A 24,152-nucleotide genomic window follows, 5' to 3' on the forward strand; every position below is an offset into this window, starting at 1 on the left:
CGACTCGGTCAGCTGAGCGCCGCCCGCACCTGTCGCACGTCATCCGTCATCTGCACGATGAGCGGATCGATCCCCTCGAACGCGACCATTCCGCGGATGCGGTCGATGAACTGCACTTCGACGTGATGGCCGTAGAGGTCGATGTCGGTCTCGTCGAGGACGTACGCCTCGACCTGGCGCGTGGGGACATCGTCGAAGGTGGGGTTGGTGCCGACGCTGATGGCCGCGGGGTACCGGATGCTGCGCCGCGGCTCGACGGAGGTCGCCGTCTCGGGCTCCTCGTCGATCAGCCATCCGGCGTACACGCCGTCGGCGGGGACGAACCCCTCCAGATCGACGGAGAGGTTCGCGGTCGGGAAGCCGAGTTCGCGACCTCGCTTCAGCCCGTGCACCACCTCACCCCAGACCGACGCCGGACGTCCGAGCACCCTGCCCGCCGTGCGCACGTCTCCCTCTGCGAGCAGCTCGCGGATCCAGGTGGACGACACGCGACGGTCGTCGTGGATCGCGCGGACGTCCGGGATGACGTCCACGCGGAAGCCGTACTCGTCACCGAGGGACCGCAGCAGCTCCGAGTCTCCGGCACCCTTGTGCCCGAAGCGGAAGTCCTCGCCCACGAGGACCGTGTGCACACCCAGCGAGGCGACCAGGACGTGCTCCACGAACTCTCGCGCCGGAAGCGCGGCCAGCACCTCGTCGAACGTGAGCAGGAGCGTCGCGTCCACCCCGGCCTCGGCGAGGAACTGCAGCTTCTGCGTCACTCCGATCAGACTCGGCGGGCAGAGTTCAGGACGAAGGAGACTCAGCGGGTTGCGGTCGAAGGTCACCGCGACGACGCGTGAGTCGTGGGATGCGGCATCCACCCGTGCGCGATTGATGATGGCACGGTGGCCGGCATGCACCCCGTCGAATTTGCCGATCGTCACCACGGACGGCCCGAAGCCCTCGGGGACCTCCGTGGGGTCTCGGAAGACGATCATGACCGCGCCACCGCCGCAACCTGCGTCGTACCCGCGTCGATCGGCCGATGCGTGACGAGCCACCACAGCCCGAAGAACGGCAGCACGAGCGGGATGAACAGGTATCCCATCCCGAACCACGACCAGACGGTGGGGTGGGCGAACAGCTCGGGCAGCACCAGGCTCAGAGCGCCGATGACGAGCACCCCCGCGAGTTCGAACACGATCGCGACCCAGGCGATCGCGTACCAGCGGCGTGAGCGCGAGAAGATCAGCGCGAGAGTGGCGACGACGTAGACGACCGCCGACATCGCGGACAGCGTGTAGGCGAGCGGCGCTTCATCGTATTTCTCGATGAGCTGGACGAGCGAGCGACCGGTGGCGGCGAGCGCCATGATCGCGTAGACGACCACGAGCACACGTCCGATACCGGTCATGCGGCGAGAGGGGACGGCAGATGACATGACCTCACAATCCTAGAGCCGGCACGGTGTCGCGGCTGCGGCGGATGGAGGGTCACCCTCAGGCGATCTGGATGGTCCAGATCGTCTGCATCCGCCAGACCATGACGGCCACCGCGAGCGCGGCGATGCCCATGATGACCGTGCTCCACCTGCTGCGCTCCAGCAGCGCCCACGCGGCGCCCGCGGGAGGGAGGAGCGCGGCCGAGACGAGGTAGACCCAGAACTCCAGCAGACTCCCCGAGGGCGAGTTGCCGGCGAACGGCGCGATGACGGCGACCACGATCTGGGCGATGAGCAGCAACTCGAGCAGAGCGAGCGCCCCGACCGAGAGGTCGCTGGGCCGGCGCCCGGCGAGTCCGAGCACGACGCACAGGAGACCGCCGACGGTGGCGACGCCGACCTGCACGTACGTGAACCAGAGGATCATACGTACTTCCCCGTCGGCAGATTCATCTCACTCTTCACATCGCTCCCCCGCCGGTGGACGACGCCGATCATCATGCCGTCCGGATCGATCGCAGCCGCCCGCTTGCCGGCCATGCGGTCCGCGGCGCCGACCAGTCGCTTGCCTTGGCGCAGGTCGAGCGCCTCCGCCTGCGTCGCATCGAAACGACCGAGCAGAAGCGCACCGACATCGGCGGCCGTCTGCAGCGCGGCATCCGCGAGCTGATCGATGGATGCTGCGCCCTGAACCGGGAATGGACCGATGCGTGTTCTGCGCAGTGCCGTCAGGTGCCCGCCGACGCCGAGCGACCTTCCGAGGTCGCGCGCGAGTGCACGCACGTACGTGCCGCTCGAACAGTCAACGACCACGTCGAGATCGAATCCGTCGGACAGGTCGCGTCGAGCCAGCAGATCGAACCGCGACACCGAGACGTCCCGTGCCGTGAGCGAGACCTCGGCGCCCTCACGGGCGAGGTCGTAGGCACGCCGACCGTCGACCTTGATGGCCGACACGGTGCTCGGCACCTGGGAGATGTCACCGGCGAGCGGGGCCATGGCCTCGGCGATCGCCGGCGCATCGACGAGGGCGAGGGCTGCGGCATCCGCTCTCGATGTGACGGCACCGTCCGCGTCGTCCGTGTCGGTCGTCGACCCCAGCCGGATCGTGGCCTCGTACGTCTTGTCGAGACCGACGATGAATGTCAGCAGCCGTGTGGCCGGCCCGACGCCGAGGACGAGGAGGCCCGTGGCCATCGGATCGAGGGTGCCGGCGTGACCGATCTTGCGCGTGCCGAGCGCCTTGCGCGCGCGCGAGACGACATCGTGGCTGGTCATGCCGCCGGGCTTGTCGACGAGCAGGATCCCCGACGGCGCCGAGTCGTCCGCCATCAGCAGTAGTCCCCGAAGATGCGCACCGGGTGGGCGAGGTCGCTGTTCTCGACGATGGCGGATGCCGCGTACCTCGGCCTCGCCTCGCGGAGGTAGAGCTCCTGACCCTGACGGTAGCGGGCGTTGGACGGGGCGTCGGGGTCGGGATCGCTGCCGTCGCGCAGCGCCATCCGCGCGTAGGCGACGCGGAACGGCACCTCCAGCCAGAGCGACCAGTGCCACAGGCCTCGCAGCTCGGGGCGGAGGAGGAACACCCCGTCGACGATCAGAACGGCGTCGCGAGGGGCCGTCACCCACTGCGCCTCGACGGGCGCGTCGCGCGCGACGTCGAACGCGCTGAGCTGGAACCCCGTTGCCGCCGATGTCTGCGCACCGTCGAGGAACGGGTCGACCAGCACCCGGCGGAAGGTGCTGTAGTCGAACGAATCACGGTAGAAGCCGTCGGGCGACGTGCGTCCGCGCGCGTAGCGCTCGACCCGCGGCCGGTGGAAACCGTCGATGCTCGCGCGGAAGACCGCGGTGTCGGCTTCGGCGAAGGCCTCGGCCAGTCCGTCGGCGAAGGTGGTCTTGCCCGAGCCGTCCACGCCGTCGACGGCGACGATCACGCGGCCCCCGCGGTAGTGCTGGCGCACCTCATCGCGCAGCTCGCGCTGGAGGGTCGTGACAGGGGTGGTCGGCAGGCGCATGCTTCCAGCCTAGAGTCGCGGGCGCAGCGGATCGGCGCCCGGACGCTGCGCGGACCGCCGGCCGGCCCGCGTCGCCGGACGCCGGAGGTCCGTCGAGTGCCGCGATCGGAACCCGCGGGTCGTCGCCCTAGGCTGGCACGCATGCCCGACCTCGCCACCCCGCTCATCGCGTGGTACCGCGAGCATGCGCGCGACCTGCCCTGGCGTGCCGAGGGATTCGGGGCCTGGGGTGTACTCGTGAGCGAGTTCATGCTGCAGCAGACGCCGGTGACCCGCGTCATCCCCCACCTCGAAGCGTGGCTGACACGATGGCCGACGCCTGCGGCACTGGCCGCGGACGCCCCGGCCGAGGCCGTCCGTCAATGGGCGAATCTGGGGTACCCGCGACGGGCGCTGTGGCTGCACCGCGCGGCGGTGCAGATCCAGGAACGCCACAACGGGGTCGTTCCCCGGGACGTGGATGACCTGCTGTCTCTCACCGGCATCGGCGACTACACGGCGCGGGCGGTGGCGGTCTTCGCCTACGGCGACAGGCACCCCGTGGTCGACACGAACACGCGGCGTGTGCTCGCGCGGGTGATCGACGGGGCCGGGCAACCCGGTCCGCCGTCGGCTCGCGACCTCGCGGCGATGGAGGCCGTCCTCCCGCAGGAGCGGGATGCTGCGGGAGTCACGAACGCCGCGGCGATGGAACTGGGTGCGACGGTCTGCGTCGCGCGTGCGCCACGCTGCCCGATCTGCCCGCTCGCGCACGTGTGCGCATGGCGCACTGCGGGCTATCCCGACACGGGCGACACGAGGCGTCGGCAGGCGCGCTACGAGGGCAGCGACCGCCAGGCACGGGGAGCAGTCCTCAGGGCGTTGCGGGATGCCTCATCATCGGCTCTTCCCCTCCAGGACATCCTCGTCGACTGGCCCGATGCCCGGCAGCGCGACCGCGCGATCGACTCGCTGGTGGCCGACGGATTGGCCGAGGCATCCGCCGGTCTTCTCGCTCTGCCCGGAGCGCTCGACGCCCGAGTCTGACTCAGACCGTCTTCTGCTCCGCGGCACCCTCGGAATCGTCGGCGTCGTCGACCTCGTCGACCTCGTCGGTCTGCTCGTCGAATTCGCGCGGCTTGACGTAGGGGTCGGGGTCGCCCGCGTAGGCGCCGGTGGCGGCGAGGGCGGCCACCGCCGCATCGCGCTCGCGCGCCTCCTGGAGAAGCGCCGCGATGTGGTCGGCGTTCTCGGGGATCGCGTCGAGGAAGAACTCGAGCGTCGGGGTGAGTCGCGTGTTGAGGTTCTTGCCCACCTCGGTCCGAAGGAGTCCGGTCGCCGACTTGAGGGCGGCGGCCGTGTCTGCCCGGAGCGCCTCATCGCCCATGACCGTGTAGAACACGGATGCGTGCTGCAGGTCGCCCGTCACCTTCACATCCGTGATGGTGACGAAGCCCAGACGCGGGTCGCGCAAGCCCTTCTCGAGCCGTTCGGCCAGCACCACGCGGATGCGGTCGGCCACACGGGCCTGTCGTTCGCCTGCCATGTCGTTCTCCTTCATTTCCTGCCAGAGGGTGATGCGTACGCAGGATGCCCCGCCCCGGTGAGGGCGGGGCATCCTGACGGGGTGACCGATGCGGATCAGCCGCGAGGCTTCTCGATCATCTCGGTCGTCTCGATCTCGTCGCCGATCTGGATGTCGTTGAACTTGCCGAGACCGATACCGGCCTCGAAGTCCGTCCGAACCTCGGTGACGTCGTCCTTGAAGCGACGCAGCGACTCGATGGCAAGACCATCGGCGATGACGACGCCATCGCGGATGACGCGGGCCTTCGCGTTGCGCGTGATCGTTCCGGAGCGGACGATGACACCGGCGATGTTGCCGAACTTGGAAGAGCGGAACACCTCGCGGATCTCGGCCACACCCGACTGGATCTCTTCGAACTCCGGCTTGAGCATGCCCTTGAGGGACTGCTCGACGTCGTCGATCGCGTTGTAGATGACCGAGTAGAACCGGATGTCGACGCCTTCGCGCGATGCACGCTCGCGGGCCTTGGCGTCGGGACGCACATTGAAGCCGATGATGATCGCGTTGTCGATCGTCGCCAGGTTCACATCCGACTCGGTCACCGCACCGACACCGCGGTGGATGATGCGCAGCTGCACCGAGTCGTCGACCTCGATCTTGAGAAGCGACTCCTCCAGTGCCTCGACGGCACCGGACACGTCGCCCTTGATGATGAGGTTGAGGGATTCGACCTTGCCCTCCTGCAGAGCACGGGTGAAGTCCTCGAGCGAGATGCGCTTGCGTGCCTTGGCCAGCTGGGCGTTGCGCTCGGCAGCCTCACGCTTCTCAGCGATCTGGCGGGCGAGACGGTCCTCGTCCGTGACGATGAAGGTGTCACCGGCGCGGGGCACCGAGTTGAGACCCTGCACCTGCACCGGGCGAGACGGGAACGCCTCGAGAACGGCGTCGCCGTTCTCGTCCGCCATGGCCCGCACGCGGCCGTAAGCCGTACCGGCCACGATCGCGTCGCCGACCCGGAGCGTTCCGGACTGGATGAGCACGGTCGCCACGGAGCCGCGGCCCTTGTCGAGCTTGGCTTCGATCGCGACACCACGGGCGGCCTTGTTCGGGTTCGCCGTGAGGTCGAGTCCGGCGTCCGCCGTGAGCAGCACCGCGTCCAGGAGCTCCTGGATGCCGACGTTGTTGCGGGCCGAGACATCGATGAACATCACGTCTCCGCCGTACTCCTCGGCGACCAGACCGTACTCGGTCAGCTGCTGGCGGACCTTCGCGGGATTCGCGTCGGGCTTGTCGATCTTGTTCACCGCGACCACGATCGGCACGTTCGCCGCCTGCGCATGGTTCAGCGCCTCGACCGTCTGAGGCATGATGCCGTCGTCGGCCGCGACCACCAGGATCGCGAGATCCGTCACCTGCGCACCACGCGCACGCATGGCGGTGAACGCCTCGTGACCCGGGGTGTCGATGAACGTGATCGCGCGCTCGATGCCGTCGTGCTCGGTCCACACCTGGTAGGCACCGATGTGCTGCGTGATGCCGCCGGCCTCGCCCGCGACCACGTTCGTCTGGCGGATGGCGTCGAGCAGCCGGGTCTTACCGTGGTCGACGTGACCCATGACGGTGACGACCGGAGGACGGATCTCGAGGTCTTCCTCGTTCTCGTTCTCCAGCTCCGCCTCGAGATCGAGACCGAAGCCCTCAAGGAGCTCCTTGTCTTCGTCCTCGGGCGAGACCATCTGGATCTTGTAGCCGAGCTCGACACCCAGCACCTCGAAGGTCGCCTCGTCGAGCGACTCCGTCGCGGTCGCCATCTCACCCAGGTTGAAGAGGATCGTGACGAGCGTGCCGGGCTGCACCGTATAGCCGGTGATGTTCTCGATCTTGTCGGCGAAGTCCGAGATGGATGCTCCGCGGCGCATACGGATGATCTCGCCGTTGCCGCGCGAGACGTTGATGCCACCTACGGTCGGGGCATCCCGCATCTCGAATTCCTGACGCTTGGCACGACGCGACTTGCGCTGCTTCGACTTGCCGCCGCCTTTACCGAACGCACCGGCTGTGCCGCCACGACCGGGTCGGCTGCCGGGACCGCCGCCGCCGGGACGACCGGCGAAACCGCCGGCCGGTGCTCCACCGGGAGCGCCGCCGGGACGCTGGAAGCCGCCGGCGCCGCCGGGACGACCAGGACCACCGGAGCGCTGCTGGAACGGCGCACCACCGGGACGACCGGCACCGCCGGGACGACCGGGGCCGCCGGGACGCGGGGCGCCCGGACGGGGAGCGCCGGGACGCGGCGCCTGCGGACGCGGAATGTTTCCGGGGCTCGGACGCTGGCCCATGCCCTGCGTCGACGCGAACGGGTTGTTCCCCGGACGCGGACCCGCGGGACGCTGACCCATGCCCTGCGCCGACGCGAACGGGTTGTTGCCCGGACGTGGGGCGCCACCGGGACGGGGAGCGCCGGGAGCGGCACCACCCGGGGTGGGCGCCGAGGACGCCGGCGCGTCGGATGCTGCGGGCGCTGCCGGTGCCGGAGCGGACGGGGTTGCGGCGGCCGGAGCGGAAGGTGTCTCCGCGGCGGGCGCAGCGGGAGCCGCCGGCGCGGGGCGGGCCGGAGTGGCAGCGGCGGGCGCGGGCACGGGTGCCGCGGGAGCCGCCGGACGGGCGGGACCGGGACGACCGGGCGTGCGGGTCGCGCCGGACGGTGCTGCTGCGGGCTTGGCCGCAGCAGGGGCGCCGGCAGGCGCGGCGGAGCCGGCCTCGGAGGCGAGCGCGGCGCGGAGCTTGCGGGCCACGGGAGGCTCGATGGTGGAAGAGGGACTCTTCACGAATTCGCCGAGCTCTTTGAGCTTCGCGAGGGCGACCTTGCTGTCGACTCCGAGCTCGGAGGCGATTTCATGCACACGGGGTTTGGCGTTAGCCACAATTCTCCTGTCTGGGATCCACCCAGGCAGGGCAGACCGTTAGTTGCGGACGGGACTCATTTCGAGCCGTTCACTTTGATTCCATAGCCGTTCAGCCGTTTCGCTGGAGGTGTTCGGTGAGGGTCTGCGAGTCAAGAGGACCTGACGCGCGCAATGCACGTACGAAGGCGCGGCGCCGGATGGCGGCATCCACGCATTCATTCGTCGGATGCACCCACGCGCCCCTCCCCGGCATCACCGCGCGCTCATCGGGGATGAGAGCGGAGTGGGTGGCCACCACCCTGAGAAGGGCGGACCGGGAGGCACGCGCACGACAACCGACGCACGTTCGTACGGGCTCCATGTTACACCTCCCCCTCGTGCACCGCCTGCGACATCGACCCCGTCGGTGTCGCAGGCGTCACGGCGACCGCGTTGCCGTCGTTCAGGCGTCCTCGAGGATGCTGTCGGGCTGGATGTCGATCTTCGCGCCGGTCAGCTTGGCGGCGAGACGGGCGTTCTGCCCTTCCTTGCCGATCGCCAGCGAGAGCTGGTAGTCGGGGACGAGCGCCCGCACCGCTTTGGAGGTCTGATCGAGGATGAAGCTCGACGTCACCTTCGCCGGCGACAGGGCGTTGGCCACGAACTTCGCCAGCTCGGGGTGGTAGTCGACGATGTCGATCTTCTCGCCGTTGAGCTCCTCGGTCACGGCGCGCACGCGGCGTCCGAGTTCTCCGATGCAGGCGCCCTTCGCGTTGATCGACGGATCGTTCGCCTTGACCGCGATCTTGGTGCGGTGGCCGGCTTCACGGGCGAGCGAGACGATCTCGACGAGGCCGGAGGCGATCTCCGGCACCTCGAGGGCGAACAGTTTGCGAACGAGACCGGGATGCGTCCGCGAGACCGTGATCTGCGGACCCTTGTTGCCCTTCGACACAGACGTCACATACACGCGGACACGGGCGCCGTGCGTGTACTTCTCGCCGGCGACCTGCTCCTCGGGAGGAAGGATGGCCTCGACCGTGCCGAGATCGACGTGCACCATGCGGGGGTTCGGTCCCTGCTGGATGACCCCGGCGACGATGTCGCCCTCTTTGCCCTTGAACTCGCCCAGGACGGCGTCGTCGGCGATGTCGCGCAGCCGCTGGCCGATGACCTGCTTCGCGGCGAAAGCGGCGATCCTGCCGAAGTCGTCCGGCGTGCTCTCCTCCTCGCCGATCACGAGGCCCTCTTCGTCGGTGAGAGGGATGAACACGGCGACATGGCCGGTCTTGCGATCCAGCTCTGCGCGTGCGCCGGCGGGCAGCTCGCCTGTGGGCGATGTGTGCTTCGCGTATGCCGTGAGGATCGCCTGCTCGATGATGCGGACGAGTTCCTCGAAGGGAATCTCCTTCTCGCGTTCAACCGTGCGCAGCAGTCCGAGATCGATGTCCATGATGGCCCTCCATATTCAGCTCTCGCCGTCGCGAACGTGCGCGACGACATCCCGCCTACATTACCGGATGCCGCGTCCGAACCGTCTGGGAAGCCCGAAGGAGCCGACGAGGTGGCCCCGGGCCTAGGGGCAATCGGAGGGCGCAGGCTCCTCGCCCTCGAAACGGGCGTCGGTCCAGGAGATCAGCTCCGGGAGGAGGCTCGACTTCGGAAGGATCGTCTGCAGATGCGTGTACCCCTTGATCGGGATCGCCTCGACCTCCTCACCCGCCGCGCACTGCGCCGCGACGAACTCCTCCTGCAGCTTGGGGGGCACGACTTCGTCGTCCGTGCCCCACGCCACCAGCAGGGGACCGGGGAGCGGTCCTTTGACCGCGTTCTCCTGCAGCCGCTTGCCGAGCGGACCGCCGATCAGCCCCACGGAGAAGAGCGGCCGATCCTCCGACACGCCGAGGGCCGACACCATTGACACGACCACGCCCGGTTCGCTGAGGCAGCGCTGCGTCATCTCGCGCACCAGCGTGCGCGCCTCGGGCGGCACGTAGTCGTTCACCTTCACGTCGGCGTACGTGTCGGCGTAGGGGACCAGCACCCAGGACGACAGCACGGACAGCTCGGCGCCCGCACTGCCGCGCAGCATCTCTTTGGCGAGCGCGTACGGATCGGCGACCGGCGCGATGGCGACCGTCCCGACCACACTCAGCATCGGGGCGTACTCCCCCGCGATCTGCGAGGTCCACAGACCGGCATGACCCCCTTGCGAGTGACCCCATACGACGGTCCGGGCGGACATCTCCACCCACTGGCTGGTCGACCTCGCCTCGAACTCCCGGGCGGCGAGCACGGCATCCAGTGACGAGCGAGCCTCACCCAGCCCGATCAGATACGGATAGTCCCCGGGGGCACCCTGGCCGGAATAGTCGGACGCCACCACGACCCAGCCTCGCGCCATCGCATCGTCCAACGCGGGGATCGCCCATTTCGTCGCCGACGCGTCACGCAGGCTCGGCGCGCACCCCTGGGCGACGCCGGTGGTGCCGTGATTCCAGATCACGACGGGGCTTGCGCCCTCGATCGGCTCGGTCGGTGTGATCACGAGCGCACTCGCGACCGCCGGGCGGCCGAGCGCGTCCTCGGTCGTGTACAGGATCCGGTGCACCCGCCCGTCCTTCGGCGCGCGTCCCGGGTAGTCGTCCGACCGGATGAGCTTGCCGTGCTCGGCCGGAACCGAGGAGGGCGGATTGTAGAAGGCGTCCACCACGGGGGCGCCGTCCTCGAGGTAGTCGTTCAGCGCCCAGCCGCCCGCCGCCGCCACCACCAGCACCAGGGACAGGGCGTACCGTCCGGCATCCGCCGATCGGCGCCTGCGCGCGTGGGTGCGGGCGACTCGGGCGGGGTCGGGTACCGCCTCGACGGCGGGGACGCGTCCGTCGGCTTCGTCGGTCGCTGCCTGCGCCGCCGTGTGGGCGGCGTCCTGGGCGAGCAGGCCCTGCACCGCTTGGACGAGCAGCGCGATACCGGACACGATCGTGCGAATACCGAAGACGACGGCCACCACGAGCACGGAGACGTCGGGCCACGTGAGCGCCAGGATGCCGAACACGACCTGCGCCCCGCCCCACGCCGCAGCAAGGACGCGTTCGCTGGCACGGCCGCGGACCACGGCGTCGCCGAGCGACGCGAGTCCGCCGACGAGGAGAAGGACGGCGAGCGCTGCGGGGAGGAGTTCGAGGCTGCGTCCCAGCCAGATCAGGACGGCCGCGCCGCCGACCATCCACAGGACGGCGAAGACCCGCGTCCACCAGCGCGGTCTCCGGTGCGTCGCGATCAGGTCGAAGATGCCCGAGATGATGGCGCTGAGTCCGACGTACACGCCCAGGAGGAGAAGCGATGTCAGCGGCCGCGTGACGATGAGAAGACCGAGGATGACGACAGCCAGTCCGACGACGAGCACGACCCTCGGCGGCGCACGGACGATCATGCGTGGGAGAGCGCTCCAGGGCATGGAGCGCCCGCGCTCATCGAGTCCCCCGGCCACCGGCCCATGATAAGTCGGCCGTATCTGCGTGATCTCTGCGAGGAACAGCTAGAACGCGGCATCCGACCTGTCAATCCCTTGTCGCGGAAGAACCCCGGCGACAGGCTCGGACCATGACTGAACTGACAGGACCCGAGGCCATCGCCCGCGTCAAGGATCTGGTGGAAGACATCGACTTCACGATGCTGACGACACGAGACGACGCCGGCAATCTGGTGAGCAGACCGATGAGCACGAGGCAGATGGACGACAACGGCGACATCTGGTTCTTCACCTCGGATGACTCCAAGAAGGTCGACGAGGCCGAGGCCCACCACGAGGTCGGACTGTCGTACTGCGATGCGAAGGGCATGCGCTACGTGTCGGTCGCGGGACGGGCGAGCGTGGTCCACGATGCGGACAAGATGAAGGAGCTGTACTCGCCGTCGCTCGACATCTGGTTCGAGGAGGGACTGGACACCCCCGACATCGCGCTCCTGAAGGTCACTCCGGTCGAAACGGAGTTCTGGGAGCCCGCGAAGGGGAAGATCGCGCTGGCCGCGGGGATGCTGAAGGCCTTCGTGAGCAAGGACACCCCCGACGACGACATCATGAACCACGGGCGGATCACCCACTGATCCGCGGGAGTTGCGAGGTCCGTATCGCAGGCGGACCTTCTCGGCAAGGTCTTGTCGAACTCTCGGCCCATTCATAGACTCCCCAGAGCGCCGAACCGGCGCGCGCAATACGAACGAGAGTCTGAGGCACCCCTCCGCGCACGTGCGGCCCGGTGATTGCGCTCTTGACGTTCCGCCGCCGACCTCAGCGACGACGGCACCCTCACAAATGGAGTCATTCGTGCGAAAACTGCTCGTCAGCGTCGTCTGTGCGGCGCTCGTGGGTGCCGGCCTCACCGCCGCCGGTCCCGCATTCGCCGCCCCCGCGGCCGTCCCTCCCGCAGCGGAGTCCGTCCCCACGGACAACCTGCCCAACCCGCTCGACGAGAAACGGTCTGCTCTGCGCGAGCAGGCGATCACGTCGGTCCTGAACGGGGAGGCGACGCCCGAGCAGCGCGGCTCCAGCACCGTGGTGAACCTCGGCAACGGCTCAGACGCCGGAGCCGCCCCGGGCGGGAACGCCGAGAGCCGACGGGGATTCTTCGACTTCAAGCCCCGTAAGGATCAGTACGTCGAACTCTCCCGTGAGACGACCGACCGCGTGTTCGTGATCCTCGCGGAGTTCGGCGATGAGAAGCTCGCCAACATCCCGTCGGCGGAGGATGCGCAGCGCACCGAAGGTCCCCTGCGCAACCAGATCCCGGAGCCGAACCGCGCGGTCGACAACAGCACGGTGTGGCAGGCCGACTATTCGCAGTCGCACTTCCAGGACCTCTACTTCGGTGAGGACGAGTCGCTGCGCACGTACTACGAGTCGCAGTCCTCGGGTCGCTACAGCCTGAACGGCGAAGTGACCGACTGGGTGAAGGTTCCGTACACCCAGGGGCGCTACGGCACCAACCTGTGCGGCAGCAACGTCTGCAGCACGGTGTGGAACCTCGTCCGGGACGCAGCGAACGTCTGGTACCAGGACCAGCTCGCGCAGGGCCGGTCTGAGACGGAAGTCAACGCCGATCTCGCGTCCTTCGACCAGTGGGATCGCTACGACTTCGACGGCGACGGCGAGTTCAACGAGCCCGACGGCTACATCGACCACTTCCAGATCGTGCACGCCGGGGGTGACGAGGCCGACGGTGACCCCATCTACGGCAGCGACGCCATCTGGAGTCACCGCTGGTACGCCTTCTCGAACGACCAGGGCGCGACCGGGCCGGGCGAGAACCCCCTCGGCGGAACGCAGATCGGTTCGTCGGACGTCTGGATCGGCGACTACACGATCCAGCCGGAGAACGGCGGCCGGAGCGTCTTCTACCACGAGTACGGGCACGACCTCGGGCTGCCCGACGACTACAACGTCGAATCGGGCGGCGACAACAACAACGAGCACTGGACGCTCATGGCGCAGAGCCGACTCGGCGCGAAGAGCGACCAGGGGATCGGCGAGCGCGGCGGAGACCTCGGCGCGTGGAACAAGCTCCAGCTCGGGTGGCTCGACTACCAGTCGGTGACGGCGGGCGAACGGAAGATCGTTCGACTCGGCCCGGCGGAGTACAACTCCAAGAAGAAGCAGGCGATCATCGTCACGCTCCCGAAGAAGGACGTCGCCACACCTCTCGGCGACCCGTTCAGCGGAGCGCACCAGTGGTACAGCGGAGACGAAGCCGATCTGAGCAACACCCTGACACGATCGGTGACGCTCCCGGTGGGAGCTCCTCAGCTCACGTTCCAGGCCCGTTGGGATATCGAGGACTGCGGTCCGGACGCCTGCGACTACGCGTTCGTCGAGGTGGATGCGGGCTCCGGCTTCGTCGCCATCCCCGGCAGCATCACGAACGACGACGGTGGCAACGGCATCGACGGCACGCAGGCGGACTGGACGGCAGCATCGTTCGATCTGAGTGCGTACGCCGGTCAGACGGTCGATCTCCGATTCCGCTACTCCACCGACCCCGCTGTCGGAGGGAACGACCCCGAGGTGCCGAACGGCCTGTTCGTCGATGACATCGCGATCGCCGGAGTCTTCACGGACGACGCCGAGTCGGGCGACAACGGCTGGACGGCGGACGGGTTCGCGAACGTCGGCTCTTCCTCGACGGCGCAGTACGACAACTACTACATCGCCGCCAACCGGTCGTACGTCTCCTACGACAAGTACCTGAAGACGGGTCCCTACTTCTTCGGATACGCGTCGACGAAGCCGGACTTCGTGGACCACTATCCCTACCAGCAGGGTCTGCTCATCTCGTACTGGGACACGTCCTATGCGGACAACGACACCTTCGTGCACCCCGGCAGCGGACGCAACCTCTACATCGACGCGCACCCCAAGCCGCTGAAGGACGTCAACGGCAATCTGTGGCGCGCGCGCGTGCAGGTGTACGACGCGCCGTTCGGGTTCAAGCTGACCGACACGCTGAACCTGCATGTGGACGGCAAGAAGAGCACGGTACGCAGCCAGCTGCCGTCTCCGCTGTTCGATGACCGCAAGAAGTACTGGTACGAGGAGCTGCCGAACCACGGCGTCAAACTGCCCGCCGTGGGCGTGCGGATGCTCGTCCTGCAGCAGAACGGGACGTCGATGACCGTCGGACTGTTCTGATCCACACCCATCTGTGCGGCGCCCGGGAGTCCGACTCCCGGGCGCTGCACGGTTTCGGGGCGCAGGATGGTCCATCCGCCGGGTCTTCTCGGAGCCCCACGAAGGAGTCATCATGCGCGTGTCGTTGAGAATCGCTGTCGCCGTGCTCGCCACGGGGAGCCTGGCCGCCACCGTCACGGGGTGCGCCGCAGGTCAGGGCTCCGGCTCGTCGGGCCCCACCGGTCCGTCCGGGTCGTCCACTCCGATGTCGTCGAGCGAGCTCCCCACCACGCCACGACCCACCGGTCCGCCGAGCGGTCCGTCCGATGCCAAGGCAGCCGGCACCGTCGCCGGTCGGGTGTCGGCGACCAGCGACGGCTGCCATGACGTCGTCACCGACGACGGCACGACGTGGTCACTCATCGGCCCGGTCGATCAGGAGGTCGCGGTGGGCGACACCGTCCTGGTCAAGATCGAAACGGCCTCTCCCGGGGACGCCTCCTGCGGCACCGGCACGCCCGCTCGCATCGTGAGCCTGCAGATCGTCCGCTGACCCGAACCCGGACCGGGTCAGGGTCAGGCGCGAAGCCGTCCCACGGCCTCGACCGCCGGCACGACTTCCCGGTCGCCGGTGCGACGGTCCCACAGCTCGACCTGCCCGTCGACGGCCCCGCGACCCACGATGATGATCTGCGGCACGCCGATGAGCTCGGCGTCGCCGAACTTCACACCGGGTGAGACCTTCGCCCGATCGTCGTAGAGCACGTCGAATCCGGATGCCTCGAGATCGGCCGACAGCGACTCGGCGAGCTCGAAAGCCGCAGCATCCCGGCCCGTCGCCACGACGTGCACGTCGAACGGGGACACGGACTCGGGCCAAATGAGGCCCTTGTCGTCGTTGTTGAGCTCGGCGATGATCGCAAGGATGCGCGTCACCCCGATTCCGTACGAACCCATGGTGACGGTGACGAGCTTGCCGTTCTCGTCGAGCACCTTGAGCCCCAGCGTCTCGGCGAAGAAGCGTCCGAGCTGGAACACGTGACCGATCTCCATGCCGCGGGCGAGCTCGATCGGGCCGGAGCCGTCGGGAGCGGGGTCTCCCGCCCGAACGGTCGAGACCTCGACGAACCCGTCGCCGGTGAAATCGCGGCCGGCGACCAGCGTGTGGACGTGCTTCTGGTCGATGTTCGCCCCGGTGATCCAGCTGGTCCCCTCGACCACCCGAGGGTCGAGCACGTAGCGGATGCCGGTGGCCGACTCCTCGCCGAGGATCGCGCCGGTCTCCGACCAGGGTCCGATGTACCCCTTCACGAGCAGCGGATGGCGCTCGAAGTCATCCGCCGTGGCGGCTTCGACGGCAGCGGGCGCGAAGGCGACCTCCACGCGCTTGTCGTCGACGTCGCGGTCGCCGGGAAGCCCGACCACGACGAGTTCGCGAGTGCCGTCGAGGTGGGTGAGCGCGAGGACCACGTTCTTCAGGGTGTGCGCGGCCGTCCACTCCCCCTCCGCGGGCGCGTCGAGGTTCGCGTTGGCGTGGTCGACGAGCGTCTGGATCGTCGGCGTGTTCGGCGAATCGAAGATGACCGGCTCGGCGAGGTCGTCGAACGGGAGCGCGTCCGGCACCACCGTGGTGAACGCCTCGACATTGGCCGCGTACCCGCCGGCCGTCCGTACGAAGGTGTCCTCGCCGATCGGGGTGGGGTGCAGGAACTCCTCGCTCCGCGCCCCGCCCATCAAGCCGTTGTCGGCGGCGACGATGACGTACTCCAGTCCGAGGCGCGTGAAGATGCGCTCGTACGCGTCGCGCTGACGCTGGTACGAGGCATCCAATCCCGCGTCCGTGTAATCGAACGAGTAGGCGTCCTTCATCGTGAACTCGCGCCCGCGCAGGAGGCCCGCGCGAGGTCGCGCCTCATCGCGGTACTTGTCCTGGATCTGATAGATCGCCAGCGGCAGATCCTTGTACGACGAGTACAGGTCCTTCACCAGCAGCGTGAAGAGCTCTTCGTGGGTGGGCGCCAGCAGGTAATCGGCGTCGTTGCGATCCTTGAGCCGGAAGATGCCGTTCCCGTAGGTCTCCCAGCGGCCGGACTGCTCGTACGGGTCGCGGGGCACGAGCGCCGGGAAATGCACCTCGTAGGCGCCGGCGGCAGTCATCTCGTCGCGGATGATGCCCTCGATCTTTGCCTTGACCTTCAGGCCGAGCGGCAGCCACGCGAAGATCCCGGGCGCGGTACGACGGATGTAACCGGCGCGCACCAGCAGGCGATGACTCGCCACCTCCGCGTCGGAGGGGTTTTCGCGGAGCGTGCGCAGGAAGTAGTGCGAGAGACGGGTGACCACGAGCACCAAGTCTAGGCGGGCGGATACCGCGGCCAGGCGCGTCGCGAGGGTGCTCATCCGCCCACGTCGGCAAGCGTGTCCCTACACTGACCACGTGCCCGCCCGTCGTTCCCGCCTCGTCTCCGCCGCGGCGGCGGGCGAATTGGCCGCCGCTCTCGCCGCCCTGCCCGCCGAGCTCGACCTGCCGGGCGCGTTCTCACCTGATGTCCTCGCCGAGGCGCAGGACGCGGCGGCGTCGGTCCCCGACGACCCGGCCGGCGCCGGGGTGGAGGATCTGCGCGACATCGAGTTCCTCACGATCGACCCCGAGGGTTCGCAGGACCTCGATCAGGCGCTGCATCTGTCACGCTCGGCGACCGGAGCCGTGCTGCACTATGCGATCGCCGACGTCCCCGCTTTCGTGGCGCCCGGCGGAGCGATCGACGCAGAGGCGCGCCGGCGCGGCCAGACGATCTACACGGCCGGCGGCCGGATCCCGCTGCATCCGCCCCGGATTAGCGAGGACGCGGCCTCGCTCCTCCCCGATCGGGACCGCCGAGCCTTCGTCTGGCGTCTCGTGCTCGACGACGGCGCGCGCCCGACGGAGGTCACGGTGCGCCGCGCCGTCGTCCGCTCGCGTCGGCAATGGAGCTACGCCGAGGCCCAGCGCGCCATCGACGACGGAACGGGGCCCGAGTCCCTTCTGGCCCTCGCCTGGTTCGGCCCCCTGCGGGCCGCGCGCGAACGCGAGCGCGGAGGCGCCAGTCTGAACGTGCCCGACGTGGAGATCATCGCCGACCAGGACGGCTACCGTCTCGAACGGCGGGCGCCGCTGCCGGTGGAGGACTGGAACGCGCAGGTCTCGCTGCTGACCGGCATGGCTGCCGCTCGCATCATGCTCGACGGTGGCATCGGCATCCTGCGCACCATGCCGCAGGCCGCCGCCGCAGATGTCGAGGTGTTCCGAACCCGGGCAGCAGCGCTCGGCCTGCCCTGGCCCGCGGAGGTGGGATACGGCGACTACCTCCGGGGGCTCGACCGCGATGACCGCGCGGCGCTCGCGGTCGCAGACGCGGCCGCCTCCCTCTTCCGAGGAGCCGGATACGCGGCCTTCGACGGCACGCCGCCCGCCGACGCGACGCAGGCCGCCATCGGCGCTCCCTACGCGCATACCACCGCGCCGCTGCGACGGTTGGTCGACCGCTGGTCCCTCGTCATCTGCGAGGCACTGGCCAACGGGCGAGAAGTGCCCGAATGGGCGCGCACGAGCCTGGACGAGCTGCCGAAGATCATGGGTCGCACCGGACAGCTGGCCGGACGCGCGGATGCCGCGTCGGTCGACCGCGTCGAGGCGGCTCTGCTGAGAGGACGAGAGGGCACCGTGTTCACCGGCACGGTCCTCGGAAGACGGGGCGACGGGGCACGGGTGCAGTTGAACGGACCGGCGGTGACCGTTTCGGTGGCGGGGCTGGGGGCCGAACCCGGGTCGACGGTGCGTCTGCGCCTGCAGCGCGTCGACATCGCGACCGGCACGATCGACTTCGCCGCTCTCGACGCGCCGGGCGGCACCGACGGTCGATGAGCGGACGCGGTCAGCGGAACAGTCCGCTGTAGGCGTTGAGCGCGAGCTGCCCGCCGAGGTGGGCGTACAGGACGTTGCTCGTCGCGGGGATCTCCTTCGATGCCACGAGATCGATGAGTCCGGCGAGCGACTTGCCCTCGTAGACGGGATCGGTGATCATCGCCTCGAGCGAGCCACCCAGCCGGATGGCATCCAGCGTCGAGTCGACCGGGATGCCGTAGAGGTCGCCCGCCCAGCCTTCGAGGATCGTGATCTCGTCATCGCGCAGGTCCCGCCCGAGCCCGATCAGCTCGGCTGTGTTCCGAGCGATGCGCTCGACCTGATCGCGCGTCTTCTGCAGGGTGGCGGATGCATCGATCCCGATCACGCGCCGAGGGCGCTCCTGCCCCGCGAAGCCCGCGATCATGCCCGCGTGCGTCGAACCGGTCACGGTGCAGACGATGATCGTGTCGAAGAAGACGCCGAGCTCGCGTTCCTGCTGCTCCACCTCGTAGGCCCAGTTCGCGAACCCCAGCCCACCGAGTCGATGGTCGGAGGCCCCCGCCGGGATCGCGTAGGGAGTACCGCCCTCGGACACCACTTCGTCGATCGCGGCCTGCCAGCTGGAGCGGATGCCGATGTCGAAGCCCGCCGAGTCGAGCGTGACCTTCGCGCCCATGATGCGGGACAGCTGGATGTTGCCGACGCGATCGCTCAGCGGATCGGGCCACTCGACCCAGTTCTCCTGCACGAGCCGCGCCTTGAGCCCCAGCTTCGCCGCCACGGCGGCCACCTGGCGGGTGTGGTTCGACTGGTAGCCGCCGATCGAGACGAGGGTGTCCGCGCCCTGGGCGAGCGCCTCGGGGATCAGGTATTCGAGCTTGCGTGTCTTGTTGCCCCCGAATGCGAGACCGCTGTTGACGTCCTCCCGCTTCGCCCACACCTGGGCTCCGCCGAGGTGCTGCGTGAGGCGGGGCAGATGGTGGATCGGACTCGGTCCGAAAGTCAGCGGGTAGCGCTCGAAATCTGAGAGGGGCATGTCGCGTTCCTTCGGGTCGGGTGTCCTCACCGTAGCGCAGTATTTTGGATATTGCATACGAGATGGCGTATGCCGCGTAGAGTCGACTCCACCGTCACGAGGAGTCGATGCATGCCCATTCCGGCCGACAGCCGCATCCGCACGCGCGAGCTGCTGCGCGACAACGTCTACGTCTCGCTCCGTGACGCGATCGTGGACGGCACGCTCGCGCCCGGCGAGCGTCTGCGCGATGCCGAGATCGAGTCGTGGCTGGGGGTCAGCCGCACGCCCATTCGCGAGGCGCTCCTGCGCCTCGAGCGCGCCGGGCTCGTCGTCGCCCACCCGGGGCGGTCTACGATCGTCGCCCCGTTCGATGCAGCCTCGACGCTCAGCGCACAGCAGGTCGCGGCATCCATGCACGAACTCGCCGCCCGCCTCGCTGTGCCCCGCCTCACCGACGCGCTCCTCGACCAGATGGACCACGCGAATGCCGCGTTCGAGCGCGCGATCTCTGCCGGCGAGATCGAGGACGCCCTGCGCGAGGACGATCGCTTCCATGACGTGCTCGTCGTCGCCAGCGGCAATCCAATGATCGCCGAGGTGCTGGAGATCACCACTCCCCTGCTGCGGCGGGTGGAGCGACAGCGCTTCGGTTCGTTCGCGGCGCGGGATTCGGTTGCGCAGCACGGGGAGATCCTCGCCGCGGCGCGCGCAGGCGACGCGGAGGCGACGGCCGGCCTCTGCCGCGAGAACTGGCTCTCACTCAGTTACGCGCTCGACTGATTCGCCGCGCGCAGCCAGCCGGGCGAGCGCGGCGGCGCGCGCCTCGAGGGATCCGCCGAGCCCGGCCGAACGGTCGCGACACGCTGCGCGGTATCCCGCCGCGCAGCGCGCAACGGCGTGTCGCGCCCTGTCGTCGAAGGGACGGATGCTGCGTCCCGCGAGCCGGTATCGCCGACCGTCGCGACACGCCGCGCGGCATCGCGCCGCGCGCAACGGCGTGTCGCGCCCGTTCGTCGAAGGACCGGATGCCGCGTCCTGCGGGCCGGCATCACCAACGGTCGCGACACGCCGCGGGACGGCCCGCCGCGCAGCGCGTGACGGCGTGTCGCGCCCGTTCGCGGAAGAACCGGATGCCGCGCAAGACCGGCGAGCCGAGATCCGGCGAGCCGAGATCAGCGCGCCGACCAGCCGCCGTCCATCGTGTAACTGGCGCCCGTGACCATCGCCGCATCGTCGGAGGTCAGCCATCCGACGAGCGAGGCGACCTCTCGCGGCTCGACCAGGCGCTTGATCGCGCTCTCGGTGAGGAGGATCTTCTCGAGCACCTCCGACTCGGAGATGCCGTGCTTGGCCGCTTGGTCGGCAAGCTGCTTCTCGACGAGCGCCGTGCGCACGTACCCGGGATTGACGCAGTTGCTCGTGACACCGTGCGGCCCGCCCTCGAGCGCCGTCGTCTTGGACAGACCCTCGAGCCCGTGCTTGGCGGTGACATAGGCGCTCTTGAACGGAGAGGCACGCAGTCCGTGCACCGAGGAGATGTTCACGATACGGCCGAAACCGCGCTCGTACATTCCCGGGAGCGCCGCGCGCACGAGGAGGAACGGCGCCTCCACCATCAGCCGGAGGATGAACCGGAACGCCTCAGGGTCGAAGTCCTCGATCGCGTCGATGCGCTGGATGCCCGCATTGTTGACGAGGATGTCGATGTCTCGCAGACGCTCTGCGAACGCGGCTCCGTCCATCTGCTCCCGATCAGCGAGGTCCACCGCCCAAGGCGTTCCCCCGATTTCACCTGCGACCGCCTGAGCCGCGTCGCCGTCGCGGTCGGCGACGACCACGTGCGCTCCACGGGCGGCGAGGTGACGGGCGACCTCGGCGCCGATACCCGCCCCTCCGCCGGTGACCAACGCCCGGCGGCCTGCGAGGGCTTCTGCGCTCACGATCGAGCATCCGCAGGCGACGGCAGACCGAAGCGCGCGGCATCCGCCTCGTCGACGGCTCGGAGCGACGCACCCTTGGTCTCGCGCAGCGTCATCACCGCCACAAGTGTCACGATGCACGCTCCCACGATGTACAAGGCGATCGGCACCCACGAACCATAGCGCTGCAGAAGAGCCGAGGCGATGATCGGGGCGAGCGAGCCCGCCACGATCGAGGTGACCTGGTACCCCAGCGAGACCCCCGAGTAGCGCATCCGCGTGGGGAAGAGCTCTGCCATGATGGCCGGCTGCCCGGCGTACATGAGGGCGTGGAAGCAGAGTCCGATCGTGACGGCGAGCACGATCAAGGCGGGGTTGAGCGTGTCGAACATCGGGAAGGCGAAGAATGCCCAGGTCGCACCGAGAACGGCGCCGGCGAAGTAGACGGGCTTGCGTCCGATGCGGTCGCACAGACGACCGACCTGCGGGATCACGGCGAAGTGGACCGCGTGCGCGATCAGCAGCGCCAGCAGCAGCTGACTGGTGTCGTACTGGTGGACCGTGACGAGATATACGATCGAGAAGCTCACGATGATGTAGTAGAGGATGTTCTCGGCGAACCGCAGACCCATGGCCTTCAGGACGCCCTTCGGGTACCGGCGGACCACTTCGAACACGCCATAGCTGACGGCCTTCTCGGCCTCGACCTGCGCACGGGCTTCGAGGAAGATGGGTGCCTCGCTGACGTGCTTGCGGATGTAGTACCCGACGAGCACGATCACGGCCGAAAGCCAGAACGCCACGCGCCAGCCCCACTCCAGGAACTGCGTGGCGGGGAGGATCGTCGACATGGTCAGCAGCACCAGCGTGGCCAGCAGGTTGCCGACCGGCACCGCCGCCTGCGGCCAGCTCGACCAGAACGCCCGCGAGCGGTTCGGGCTCTGCTCGGCGACGAGCAGCACCGCGCCGCCCCACTCCCCGCCCAGAGCGAAGCCCTGAACGAAGCGCAGAACTACCAGCAGCGCGGGTGCCCAATAGCCGATCGAGCCGAAGCCCGGTAGGCAGCCGATGAGGAACGTCGCGACGCCGATCATGATGATCGTGACCTGGAGCGTGTGCTTGCGCCCGAGGCGGTCGCCGATCTGCCCGAACACGATGCCTCCGAGCGGACGGGCGATGAATCCGACGGCGTAGGTGAGGAAGGCGGCGATGATGCCGTCGAGCTGACTGCCGGCGCTGGGGAAGAACACCGTTCCGAAGACGAGACTCGCGGCGGTGGCGTAGAGGAAGAACTCGTACCACTCCACGACGGTGCCCACCATCGAGGCGGCGACGATCCGCTTCAGGCCGGAGCGCTCCGTCGAGGTCGTCTGCGCATCGCGCGTGCGGGGTGAATCTTCGGCAGTCATGTTTCTCCTCGTGGGTCGTCGTTGACTCAACTGAGTAAACGTGCACTGCAACGTGCGTGCAATGCCCATTTCAGCGTAGGCGCTGTGCAGAATTGCAGATATGACACCGGATCCACACGACCTGCTGGTTCTCCTCGCCGTCGCGCGCGGCGGGCGCTTCACGACGGCCGCCGCCACGCTCGGCCTCAACCACACCACCGTGGCGAGACGGATCGCAGCGCTCGAGGCCGCACTCGGCGGCCGCGTGCTCGCGCGCACCGTCGGCGGGTGGGAGCTCAACGAGCTCGGGCGTCGGGCCGTCCGCGCCGCCGAGGGCGTCGAATCGGCCGTGGCACTGCTGCAGACGCCGGACGCGGCATCCGCTCTCAGCGGCGTCGTCCGCATGTCGGCCACCGATGGCTTCAGCGCGTACGTCGCCGCGCCCGCCGTGGCGGGCCTGCAGCGCGACCACCCCCTGCTCCAAGTCGAGGTGGTCACCGTGACCCGTCGGGCATTGCAGCAGCGCTCCGGGCTCGATGTCGAGATCGTGGTCGGGCGACCGCAGGTGCACCGCGCGGAGGTGTTCCTGTTGGCGGAGTACAGCCTGGGGATGTACGCCTCCCGCGACTACCTCGTCGAGCACGGCACCCCCGCCGATCTCGATGAACTGGCGCGGCATCCGCTCGTGTACTTCATCGACTCGATGCTGCTCGTCGACGATCTGGACGCCCCCCGCCGCCTCGTGCCGACGATGCGGGATTCGCTGACGTCGACGAACGTCTTCGTGCACGTGGAGGCGACCAGGGCCGGCGCGGGCATCGGACTCCTCCCGTGCTTCGTGGCGGACAGGCACCCCGACTTGGTCCGGCTGCTGCCGCAGGAGCTCACCGAGCGGCTGCCGTACTGGATGGTGCTGCGACCGGAGTCGCTCGATCGACCCGCCGTGGCGGCCGTCGTGAACGCTTTGCGGCAGCGCGTGTCGGCGATGACGGATGAGCTGCGCGGCCGTGGGGTCTAGAGGAGACGGACGGTCCGCACCCGAGGTGTCGCGGCCCTCGCCGCAGGGTCGCACGGGATACTGAGAGGCATGGACCATGACGCGAACCGAGACCAGGATGCTGTCGACCGGGCGTCGGAGCACCTCGAGGCCGCCCTCGTCCCTCGGGCGGGGAGTCCGCTCGGCTCCGCGATGCGCACCGCGGCGTCTTTCGCCCTCGGTCTCATCACGCAGGACACCGATAGCGGGCCGTCGATGACGGACCTTGTGGTGACGCGTCGCGAGACGGGCGGCGAGATCCTCCGCCTCTCCGCGGGATCGCTCAGCGAAGCGGATCAGCTGCTCGGCCGCGTCCGCAAGGATCTGGCGGCGAAGTCGATCGCCGAGTTCCTCGCGGAGTGGCGCACCGACGACGATCCGGTCACCGACTGACGGCGGACCGCCCGC

The 24,152-nt window shown here is 68.9% G+C and carries 22 protein-coding genes; 8 read left to right on the forward strand and 14 right to left on the reverse strand.

Annotation, left to right across the window (positions count from 1 at the left end):
* Window positions 1-8 precede the first annotated feature (8 nt).
* From ACFM35_RS07975 to ACFM35_RS07995, 5 genes are read right to left on the reverse strand one after another with little or no spacing between them, the layout of a single operon-like run.
* Entirely contained in the window at window positions 9-980 is a 972-nt protein-coding gene (locus tag ACFM35_RS07975) for a bifunctional riboflavin kinase/FAD synthetase (protein ID WP_378840593.1), read from the reverse strand.
* Window positions 977-1,423: a hypothetical protein gene (locus tag ACFM35_RS07980; protein WP_378840596.1), complete on the reverse strand. Its 447-nt coding sequence runs from the start codon at window positions 1,421-1,423 to the stop codon at window positions 977-979. The genes ACFM35_RS07975 and ACFM35_RS07980 overlap by 4 nt, the downstream gene beginning before the upstream one ends.
* Window positions 1,424-1,481: 58 nt before the next feature.
* Window positions 1,482-1,850: a hypothetical protein gene (locus tag ACFM35_RS07985; RefSeq protein ID WP_378840598.1), complete on the reverse strand. Its 369-nt coding sequence runs from the start codon at window positions 1,848-1,850 to the stop codon at window positions 1,482-1,484.
* Complete coding sequence (truB, locus tag ACFM35_RS07990) at window positions 1,847-2,755, reverse strand: tRNA pseudouridine(55) synthase TruB (protein WP_378840600.1); 909 nt, start codon at window positions 2,753-2,755, stop codon at window positions 1,847-1,849. Before truB ends, ACFM35_RS07985 begins: the two co-directional genes overlap by 4 nt.
* Window positions 2,755-3,441 carry a nucleoside/nucleotide kinase family protein gene (locus ACFM35_RS07995; RefSeq protein WP_378840603.1) on the reverse strand — a complete coding sequence of 229 codons (687 nt, stop codon included), beginning with the start codon at window positions 3,439-3,441 and terminating at the stop codon, window positions 2,755-2,757. The genes truB and ACFM35_RS07995 overlap by 1 nt, the downstream gene beginning before the upstream one ends.
* A gap of 141 nt (window positions 3,442-3,582) precedes the next feature.
* On the opposite strand from ACFM35_RS07995, the gene ACFM35_RS08000 reads away from it, so the two are divergent.
* Window positions 3,583-4,467, forward strand: coding sequence for an HhH-GPD family protein (locus tag ACFM35_RS08000; RefSeq protein WP_378840605.1), 885 nt, complete (start codon window positions 3,583-3,585; stop codon window positions 4,465-4,467).
* 1 nt (window position 4,468) lies between these two features.
* On the opposite strand, the gene rbfA is transcribed toward ACFM35_RS08000, so the two are convergent.
* The 5 genes from rbfA to ACFM35_RS08025 all read right to left on the reverse strand — a co-directional run bounded on the left by rbfA (window position 4,469) and on the right by ACFM35_RS08025 (window position 11,323).
* On the reverse strand, window positions 4,469-4,966 hold the full coding sequence (gene rbfA, locus ACFM35_RS08005) for a 30S ribosome-binding factor RbfA (protein WP_378840608.1): 498 nt from the start codon (window positions 4,964-4,966) through the stop codon (window positions 4,469-4,471).
* 95 nt (window positions 4,967-5,061) lie between these two features.
* On the reverse strand, window positions 5,062-7,851 hold the full coding sequence (gene infB, locus ACFM35_RS08010; RefSeq protein ID WP_378840706.1) for a translation initiation factor IF-2: 2,790 nt from the start codon (window positions 7,849-7,851) through the stop codon (window positions 5,062-5,064).
* 112 nt (window positions 7,852-7,963) lie between these two features.
* Window positions 7,964-8,215: a YlxR family protein gene (locus ACFM35_RS08015; RefSeq protein WP_378840611.1), complete on the reverse strand. Its 252-nt coding sequence runs from the start codon at window positions 8,213-8,215 to the stop codon at window positions 7,964-7,966.
* 81 nt (window positions 8,216-8,296) lie between these two features.
* Window positions 8,297-9,286, reverse strand: coding sequence for a transcription termination factor NusA (gene nusA, locus ACFM35_RS08020; protein WP_378840614.1), 990 nt, complete (start codon window positions 9,284-9,286; stop codon window positions 8,297-8,299).
* Between the two features lie 123 nt (window positions 9,287-9,409).
* Entirely contained in the window at window positions 9,410-11,323 is a 1,914-nt protein-coding gene (locus tag ACFM35_RS08025; protein WP_378840617.1) for a lipase family protein, read from the reverse strand.
* Window positions 11,324-11,436: 113 nt separating this feature from the next.
* Here ACFM35_RS08025 and ACFM35_RS08030 point away from each other — a divergent pair, with 113 nt between their 5' ends.
* From ACFM35_RS08030 to ACFM35_RS08040, 3 genes are all read left to right on the forward strand, one after another.
* The gene (locus tag ACFM35_RS08030) at window positions 11,437-11,940 is read left to right on the forward strand and encodes a pyridoxamine 5'-phosphate oxidase family protein (protein WP_378840619.1); all 504 of its coding nucleotides are present in this window, start codon (window positions 11,437-11,439) and stop codon (window positions 11,938-11,940) included.
* Between the two features lie 220 nt (window positions 11,941-12,160).
* Complete coding sequence (locus ACFM35_RS08035; protein ID WP_378840622.1) at window positions 12,161-14,518, forward strand: immune inhibitor A domain-containing protein; 2,358 nt, start codon at window positions 12,161-12,163, stop codon at window positions 14,516-14,518.
* 112 nt (window positions 14,519-14,630) lie between these two features.
* Window positions 14,631-15,050, forward strand: a complete 420-nt coding sequence (locus ACFM35_RS08040) for a hypothetical protein (RefSeq protein WP_378840625.1) — start codon at window positions 14,631-14,633, stop codon at window positions 15,048-15,050.
* A gap of 23 nt (window positions 15,051-15,073) precedes the next feature.
* Here the strand turns inward: ACFM35_RS08040 and ACFM35_RS08045 are convergent, their stop codons facing one another.
* Complete coding sequence (locus tag ACFM35_RS08045; protein ID WP_378840627.1) at window positions 15,074-16,840, reverse strand: proline--tRNA ligase; 1,767 nt, start codon at window positions 16,838-16,840, stop codon at window positions 15,074-15,076.
* A gap of 94 nt (window positions 16,841-16,934) precedes the next feature.
* Here ACFM35_RS08045 and ACFM35_RS08050 point away from each other — a divergent pair, with 94 nt between their 5' ends.
* Window positions 16,935-18,401, forward strand: coding sequence for an RNB domain-containing ribonuclease (locus ACFM35_RS08050; RefSeq protein ID WP_378840629.1), 1,467 nt, complete (start codon window positions 16,935-16,937; stop codon window positions 18,399-18,401).
* A 10-nt stretch (window positions 18,402-18,411) separates the two neighbouring features.
* Here ACFM35_RS08050 and ACFM35_RS08055 read toward each other — a convergent pair whose 3' ends face one another.
* Window positions 18,412-19,419 (reverse strand): 1-aminocyclopropane-1-carboxylate deaminase, encoded by a 1,008-nt coding sequence (locus ACFM35_RS08055; protein WP_378840631.1) that lies wholly within the window; start codon window positions 19,417-19,419, stop codon window positions 18,412-18,414.
* Between the two features lie 111 nt (window positions 19,420-19,530).
* Between ACFM35_RS08055 and ACFM35_RS08060 the strand changes: the two genes are divergently transcribed.
* Window positions 19,531-20,181, forward strand: a complete 651-nt coding sequence (locus ACFM35_RS08060; protein ID WP_378840634.1) for a GntR family transcriptional regulator — start codon at window positions 19,531-19,533, stop codon at window positions 20,179-20,181.
* Window positions 20,182-20,573: 392 nt separating this feature from the next.
* Here the strand turns inward: ACFM35_RS08060 and ACFM35_RS08065 are convergent, their stop codons facing one another.
* Both ACFM35_RS08065 and ACFM35_RS08070 read right to left on the reverse strand, forming a co-directional pair.
* Window positions 20,574-21,341, reverse strand: a complete 768-nt coding sequence (locus ACFM35_RS08065; RefSeq protein ID WP_378840636.1) for a 3-hydroxybutyrate dehydrogenase — start codon at window positions 21,339-21,341, stop codon at window positions 20,574-20,576.
* The gene (locus tag ACFM35_RS08070; RefSeq protein ID WP_378840639.1) at window positions 21,338-22,729 is read right to left on the reverse strand and encodes an MFS transporter; all 1,392 of its coding nucleotides are present in this window, start codon (window positions 22,727-22,729) and stop codon (window positions 21,338-21,340) included. The genes ACFM35_RS08065 and ACFM35_RS08070 overlap by 4 nt, the downstream gene beginning before the upstream one ends.
* A gap of 100 nt (window positions 22,730-22,829) precedes the next feature.
* Here ACFM35_RS08070 and ACFM35_RS08075 point away from each other — a divergent pair, with 100 nt between their 5' ends.
* Together ACFM35_RS08075 and ACFM35_RS08080 are read left to right on the forward strand one after the other, a co-directional pair.
* Complete coding sequence (locus ACFM35_RS08075) at window positions 22,830-23,726, forward strand: LysR family transcriptional regulator (protein ID WP_378840641.1); 897 nt, start codon at window positions 22,830-22,832, stop codon at window positions 23,724-23,726.
* A gap of 69 nt (window positions 23,727-23,795) precedes the next feature.
* Window positions 23,796-24,137: a hypothetical protein gene (locus ACFM35_RS08080; RefSeq protein WP_378840643.1), complete on the forward strand. Its 342-nt coding sequence runs from the start codon at window positions 23,796-23,798 to the stop codon at window positions 24,135-24,137.
* Window positions 24,138-24,152 lie beyond the last annotated feature (15 nt).

The sequence above is a fragment of the Microbacterium songi genome, assembly GCF_042747925.1.
Classification (GTDB): Bacteria; Actinomycetota; Actinomycetes; order Actinomycetales; family Microbacteriaceae; genus Microbacterium.

What these genes read in the sequence shown, in the direction of transcription:
- ACFM35_RS08030 (WP_378840619.1), top strand. Translation starts at nt 11,437, where the DNA reads ATGACTGAACTGACAGGACCCGAGGCCATCGCCCGCGTCAAGGATCTG.
- ACFM35_RS08000 (WP_378840605.1), top strand. Translation starts at nt 3,583, where the DNA reads ATGCCCGACCTCGCCACCCCGCTCATCGCGTGGTACCGCGAGCATGCG.
- truB (WP_378840600.1), bottom strand. Translation starts at nt 2,755, where the DNA reads ATGGCGGACGACTCGGCGCCGTCGGGGATCCTGCTCGTCGACAAGCCC.
- ACFM35_RS08080 (WP_378840643.1), top strand. Translation starts at nt 23,796, where the DNA reads ATGGACCATGACGCGAACCGAGACCAGGATGCTGTCGACCGGGCGTCG.
- ACFM35_RS08015 (WP_378840611.1), bottom strand. Translation starts at nt 8,215, where the DNA reads ATGGAGCCCGTACGAACGTGCGTCGGTTGTCGTGCGCGTGCCTCCCGG.
- nusA (WP_378840614.1), bottom strand. Translation starts at nt 9,286, where the DNA reads ATGGACATCGATCTCGGACTGCTGCGCACGGTTGAACGCGAGAAGGAG.
- ACFM35_RS07985 (WP_378840598.1), bottom strand. Translation starts at nt 1,850, where the DNA reads ATGATCCTCTGGTTCACGTACGTGCAGGTCGGCGTCGCCACCGTCGGC.
- ACFM35_RS07975 (WP_378840593.1), bottom strand. Translation starts at nt 980, where the DNA reads ATGATCGTCTTCCGAGACCCCACGGAGGTCCCCGAGGGCTTCGGGCCG.
- ACFM35_RS08055 (WP_378840631.1), bottom strand. Translation starts at nt 19,419, where the DNA reads ATGCCCCTCTCAGATTTCGAGCGCTACCCGCTGACTTTCGGACCGAGT.
- rbfA (WP_378840608.1), bottom strand. Translation starts at nt 4,966, where the DNA reads ATGGCAGGCGAACGACAGGCCCGTGTGGCCGACCGCATCCGCGTGGTG.
- ACFM35_RS08060 (WP_378840634.1), top strand. Translation starts at nt 19,531, where the DNA reads ATGCCCATTCCGGCCGACAGCCGCATCCGCACGCGCGAGCTGCTGCGC.
- ACFM35_RS07995 (WP_378840603.1), bottom strand. Translation starts at nt 3,441, where the DNA reads ATGCGCCTGCCGACCACCCCTGTCACGACCCTCCAGCGCGAGCTGCGC.
- ACFM35_RS08040 (WP_378840625.1), top strand. Translation starts at nt 14,631, where the DNA reads ATGCGCGTGTCGTTGAGAATCGCTGTCGCCGTGCTCGCCACGGGGAGC.
- ACFM35_RS08070 (WP_378840639.1), bottom strand. Translation starts at nt 22,729, where the DNA reads ATGACTGCCGAAGATTCACCCCGCACGCGCGATGCGCAGACGACCTCG.
- ACFM35_RS07980 (WP_378840596.1), bottom strand. Translation starts at nt 1,423, where the DNA reads ATGTCATCTGCCGTCCCCTCTCGCCGCATGACCGGTATCGGACGTGTG.
- ACFM35_RS08075 (WP_378840641.1), top strand. Translation starts at nt 22,830, where the DNA reads ATGACACCGGATCCACACGACCTGCTGGTTCTCCTCGCCGTCGCGCGC.